Source organism: Aquidulcibacter sp. (genome assembly GCF_044346625.1).
Taxonomy (GTDB): Bacteria; Pseudomonadota; Alphaproteobacteria; order Caulobacterales; family Aquidulcibacteraceae; genus Aquidulcibacter.
On sequence record NZ_JBIIYV010000169.1, the window covers coordinates 1 to 4971 of the forward strand.

At 55.5% G+C, this 4971-nt stretch carries 4 protein-coding genes; 2 read left to right on the forward strand and 2 right to left on the reverse strand.

Annotated elements, in window-relative coordinates; genetic code table 11:
• Positions 1–74 precede the first annotated feature (74 nt).
• Positions 75–245 carry a Flp family type IVb pilin gene (locus ACIQ20_RS16640; RefSeq protein ID WP_395779466.1) on the forward strand — a complete coding sequence of 57 codons (171 nt, stop codon included), beginning with the start codon at positions 75–77 and terminating at the stop codon, positions 243–245.
• 89 nt (positions 246–334) lie between these two features.
• Here ACIQ20_RS16640 and ACIQ20_RS16645 read toward each other — a convergent pair whose 3' ends face one another.
• Both ACIQ20_RS16645 and ACIQ20_RS16650 read right to left on the reverse strand, forming a co-directional pair.
• Positions 335–3316 (reverse strand): TonB-dependent receptor domain-containing protein, encoded by a 2982-nt coding sequence (locus tag ACIQ20_RS16645; protein ID WP_395782297.1) that lies wholly within the window; start codon positions 3314–3316, stop codon positions 335–337.
• 300 nt (positions 3317–3616) lie between these two features.
• Positions 3617–4318, reverse strand: a complete 702-nt coding sequence (locus tag ACIQ20_RS16650) for a VIT family protein (protein ID WP_395782299.1) — start codon at positions 4316–4318, stop codon at positions 3617–3619.
• A 183-nt stretch (positions 4319–4501) separates the two neighbouring features.
• Between ACIQ20_RS16650 and ACIQ20_RS16655 the strand changes: the two genes are divergently transcribed.
• A partial coding sequence (locus ACIQ20_RS16655; RefSeq protein ID WP_395782301.1) for a bifunctional precorrin-2 dehydrogenase/sirohydrochlorin ferrochelatase occupies positions 4502–4971 on the forward strand: 470 nt, incomplete at its 3' end.

Here is a 4971-nt window from a genome sequence, read left to right on the forward strand (position 1 = left end):
TGGTGACCATGCAGAGAAAGGCAACTCGCTTAGTAGATGCCATCTGGTGCGCGCATGTCAGAAGGAAGAGACCGTTGAAAAAGTTTTTGCAAAAGTTTCGTAAGGGCGAATCTGGGGCGACTGCCATTGAATATGGCCTGATCGCAGCCTTGATCGCTGTCGTGCTGATCTCCTCGTTGACCCGTCTTGGCAACAATATGGGCACCCGCTTCAACTCGATTGGTACCTCAGTCGGCAGCCGCTAAAACGGTATTTAGCCTTCGGGCAGCTGATCCACAAATAAAAACGGGGCCTCTGGGCCCCGTTTTCGTTTGTGAAATGATCCAATTTGGATTTAGAATTCGTACTCCAAGTTCAGGGTGAAGGCCCGTCCACGTGGATCGGCCAAACGCGGCTCCCACGAGCTGCCACTCCCTAGGTCCGAATCATAACCCAGTGTGAACGGGGGATCGGTGTTGAGAAGATTTTTGATCCCGCCGGTAATCACCATGTTTTTGATACCACGATAGGTCACCGTCGTATTGTAGGTGGTGTAGCTTTCAACCCGCTGTTGATAATCGGATGGAATAACGACACCCGAGGCAATGCCCAGATAGTTCGCATTATCGAGGTAACTGGGTCGATAGGCTTGCGACAGGGTTGCACTCCAGTCTCCGCGTGTCAGTGTCAAATATGCATTGTGCCGCCAGGACAGAGTAAGATCTTGAAAGCGCGTCCATTTATCAACTTCGTTTAGTCCATAGTCGGCCGCGGGCAGCAGCTTGGACTGACGGTTCAAAATGTGCGTTCCGTCCAGACCGGCACTCCACTTTGTGCCCATGAACTCACCATTATTGCGCAGACCGATCTCAAGGCCTTCCATCAAATTGCCGCCAGCATTGAGAATTCGGCGGTCAATCGCAACAATCCGGCCCGAGACTGGATCGCGCTGGAACTTGTCCTCAAAGTCGACGTAATTTTGCATCAGCTGGGTGCGGGTGAGCGAAGCGATAGTGCCGGTCCGCTCGATTTGCCACCAGTCAACCGATATCGTCGCGTTCTGGGCAAGGTTCAATACAAATCCAAAGGTCGCGTTCTCGGCTTCTTCGGGTCCCAATTGCAAATTGCCGCCGGTAAGTTCCCGCACTGGGCCAAGATCAAGAATGTTGCCACAGCCTGCGAGGGTTGAGACGACCAAGGTCGGGCAAGTTTTCGGATCGACCACAGCCGCACCTAGCGCCAAATCAACTGCTGTCACGCCGTTATAGATTTGGTTGAACGAAGGCACACGGAAACCGGTGCTGTACGAGCCGCGGAACAGCAACCTGTCCATTGGCTGATACTTGAGGGAGTATTTCGGATTGGTGGTGCGGCCAAATCCGTCATATTCGTCGACGCGACCAGCAATGGTGAATTCCAAATTGTCCAGAACCGGGAAAACCATTTCGGCAAACACAGCCTTAACGTCACGGCTGACGCCGCTCAATACGTTGGCTTGGTCAAACGGGGCACCGAGAATGTTTGAACGCTCTGCCGCGACGCGTTGGTCGCCATTGAATGCGTACTCCTCGGTACGGAAATCAACACCGATTGCCGCATAGGCCTTGCCACCGGGCAGATCAAAGATCGGACCCGACATAGAGCCGTCAAACTGGGTGACGGTGAACTTACCACCAAACAAAGTCACGCCACGGGCGGAAGCGGTTTCAAGTGCGGCCAAAGCGGCTGCCGTTTGCTCTTGGCCGGGCAATAAGAATGGGTTGAGGACGCCAGAGTTGAAGACGTTCACAATGCCATTGTTTCTTTGAACCCCGTTCACCGAGAAGGCATTTCGGTAATAATAGCCACTGCCAAGCGTGGATTCCGCTTCGCTGGTCGCTTGGGAAGCACCAAAACGATAATTCCAGTCGCCGAATGGCAATGGGCCATCCGCACCAAAGAAGAAGCGGCTGGTTTTGGTATTGGTGCTGATTTCGCGGCGTCCGCATTCGATGCAGCGCCAGCGCATGGCAATCGGGAGGTTCAGAGCGCGCCGCCCAGCCAATGCCGTGTCCGTTGGGAAAGCGGCCACAAGCGCATTGGCAATTCGATCATAGACCGCTTCGTTGACGCCCGGCACCCGGAAGTAAGCAAAATTCAGAGAAGTTGAATCGGCTCCCGAAATGGCGGTAGCATTGGGGATCAACTGGATGTGGGAGAAGCGGTTATTAGCTGTTGCGTCCGAGGCGGTAAATTCGCCAACAAACTCATGTTCGCCCAGCCGGAATACACCACGCACGAGGGCATTGGTAGTTTCTTGTTCCTGTTGGATGCTTGCCTGATTGCCGGTATCCCAAGCACACGCCAAACTCGCCGTCGCTGATGTGCTGGCCGAAAACCACAATTGCTCGGCATAATCGTCCATGTCTTTGATGGCCGAACAGCCAAGCCCGCCCGGCAGAGCCAGCGGGTTTACGCCGCCAACCAAGCGCAAGGTGGTTGAACCAGGCACAAAGGGTGCGTTGGTTGTCGTACCAAACAGTGTGCCGTTTGGTGTGAAGGGCGCGGTTGCCGTGGTGTTAAGCGGGAAGATGGTGCCGAATGGCGTGCCGCGCGTGTCATTTGAAAGGCCGCGATTTGTTTGGAACCCATCGACAAAATCTCGTTGGGTTGCCAGCAATTCTTCATTCTTGCGATAGCTGACGGTCGCCATAATGTTGAAATTCTGGCTTGCCAAATCGCCATAGCCGCCCAGCAGGGAGGCTTGATAGATGTTGCCACCACCTTGTTCGGTCACGTCAGTGAACACGCGGGCGTTCATCCCCTGATAGTCTGTCCGGGTGATGAAATTGATCACGCCACCGATGGCATCGGTACCATAAATCGCCGATGCCCCATCTTTCAGGACGTCGATGCGCTGCATGGCGGTAATCGGCAATTGGTTGATATCAACCGCGCCACCATTGATCCCGTGGGCTGCAACACGGCGGCCATTCAGCAAGATCAAGGTGCCGGCAGAGCCTTGGCCACGCAAGTTGGCAAAGGAACCACCGCGAGCACCCCGGTTTTCTGTCACGTCGGCGTTTGAGGCAAGGTTGTCGACCCCTGCAACGTTCGCCGTCAAATAGGCGATCAATTGTTCAGGGCTGGAAATGCCTTCGCGCTTTAAGTCTTCGCGACTGACAATTTGCAACGGCAAGGCGCTAGTCTCTACCTGACGGCGGATACTCGACCCGGTCACGATGATGGTCTCGACCGGTTTGGCCTCTGCTGCTGATGTGGCTGCAACAGTTTGTGCGAAGGCCGGACCTGCCAAGCAGGTCATCAAACCCACCTGTGCCCAATTGCGAAGTTTCATGGCGTACTCTCCTAAAGCTCAACGCGAAAACGTAAAAACGTGAGGGAGTTGCGGCTAGGACTGATGCGCCAAACCTGCCGATGCCCCCATCAGGAAGGATATACTAATCTCGTGTTGCACAGCCGCGCAAGCGTTAGAACCGCGGCAGAGGGCATTGGAATGCCGCCGGGGAGGCAATCTGTGGTATTGTGACGGCAGTGAGTGCGCATTTCTTCGCCATCATTGCTAAAATGACACACTCGAAGAACACTCATTTTCAGCAGGCATCGTGTTGAAGTCTTTGGGAAGTCTTTCGACGCTTTAAATCGCGGCCCCGATCAAATGGCCAATGCCCGCCGTCAAACCCATGGCCAAAGCGCCCCAGAAAGTCACACGCAAGACCGCCGGTAACGGCTTCGCTCCTCCGGTTGTGGCACCCAACCCACCTAGCACGCCGAGGAACAAGAGCGCCCCGATTGATACCGCCGGAATAATCATTGCCGCTGGAACCAGCACACTTGTTGCCAAGGGCAAGGCCGCCCCGATGCTGAATGTGGCGGCTGATGTCAAAGCGGCCTGAATGGGCTTGGCGGTGCTATGCTCGCTAATGCCCAATTCGTCGCGCGTATGGGCAGCCAACGCATCATGGGCTGTCATTTGGACGGCGACTTGATGGGCGAGTTCCTTTTCCAAGCCTCGGGCGACATAGATCGCGGTCAGTTCTGCAAGTTCATGGTCGGGCGTATCAAGCAGTTCTTGCCGCTCTTTGGAGATGTCGGCGGCCTCGCTATCGGCTTGCGAGCTAACGGAGACATATTCGCCAGCCGCCATCGACATGGCACCGGCCACAAGTCCTGCCACGCCGGTTAGCAGAATCGAGTCCCTGGTTGCCGCCGCCGCGGCGACGCCCACAATCAGGCTGGCGGTGGATACAATGCCGTCATTGGCACCGAGCACGGCGGCACGAAGCCAGCCAATCCGCGCAATGGCGTGGCGTTCGGTATGTCCATGCAAGCGTGCCATCGGGCCTCAATCCTCGTTCAAGAAATTGTGAATACTTTGTTTGCTCTAGTTTTTGGGCCTCGTCGAGCAATCGAAGCCGTAACTGGCGCGACATAAGGTCCCAATGAGAGAGCAAAAGCCCCTTGGGGTTCATTCTCAACGCAAAGCCGCCTAAAGGGTGCTGCAAAAGATGTAGGTGGCGGTATGATTCCTATTCATTTAGACCCAATGCACACCCGGATCGGCTTAGTCGGACGGGGCACACTGACCCTTCGTCGCCTAGGCTGGTTGCAGGGTTTAGGGACCACACCCTTGATTTTTTCCGATAGACCAGAGCCAGAGCTTGCAGCAGCTGCTGGCTCTGAGCTGATTGGTCGCCTGCCTAATCTGGATGATCTTACGGGCTTGCAAGTAATGTGGGTTGCAGATCTTGAGCCCGCTGAAGCAAAGCTTTTGGGCGCGGCGGCACGGGCCGCGAAAGTCCTCCTCAATACTGAAGATGTTCTGCCCCTTTGTGACTTCCATACCCCTGCCATTGTGCGTCGTGGACGATTGGTGTTGAGTGCGGGCACTGGCGGGGGCAGCCCAGCAGCGGCTTCCTATGTCCGCGAGCGCCTAACCGCTACTTTCCCGGAGGCTTGGGCGGAGATGCTGGAAACCCTCACTGCTGAACG

Bases quoted from the DNA above. Each gene is read 5' to 3' on its own strand.
- ACIQ20_RS16650 (WP_395782299.1), bottom strand. From the start codon at position 4,318: ATGGCACGCTTGCATGGACATACCGAACGCCACGCCATTGCGCGGATT.
- ACIQ20_RS16645 (WP_395782297.1), bottom strand. From the start codon at position 3,316: ATGAAACTTCGCAATTGGGCACAGGTGGGTTTGATGACCTGCTTGGCA.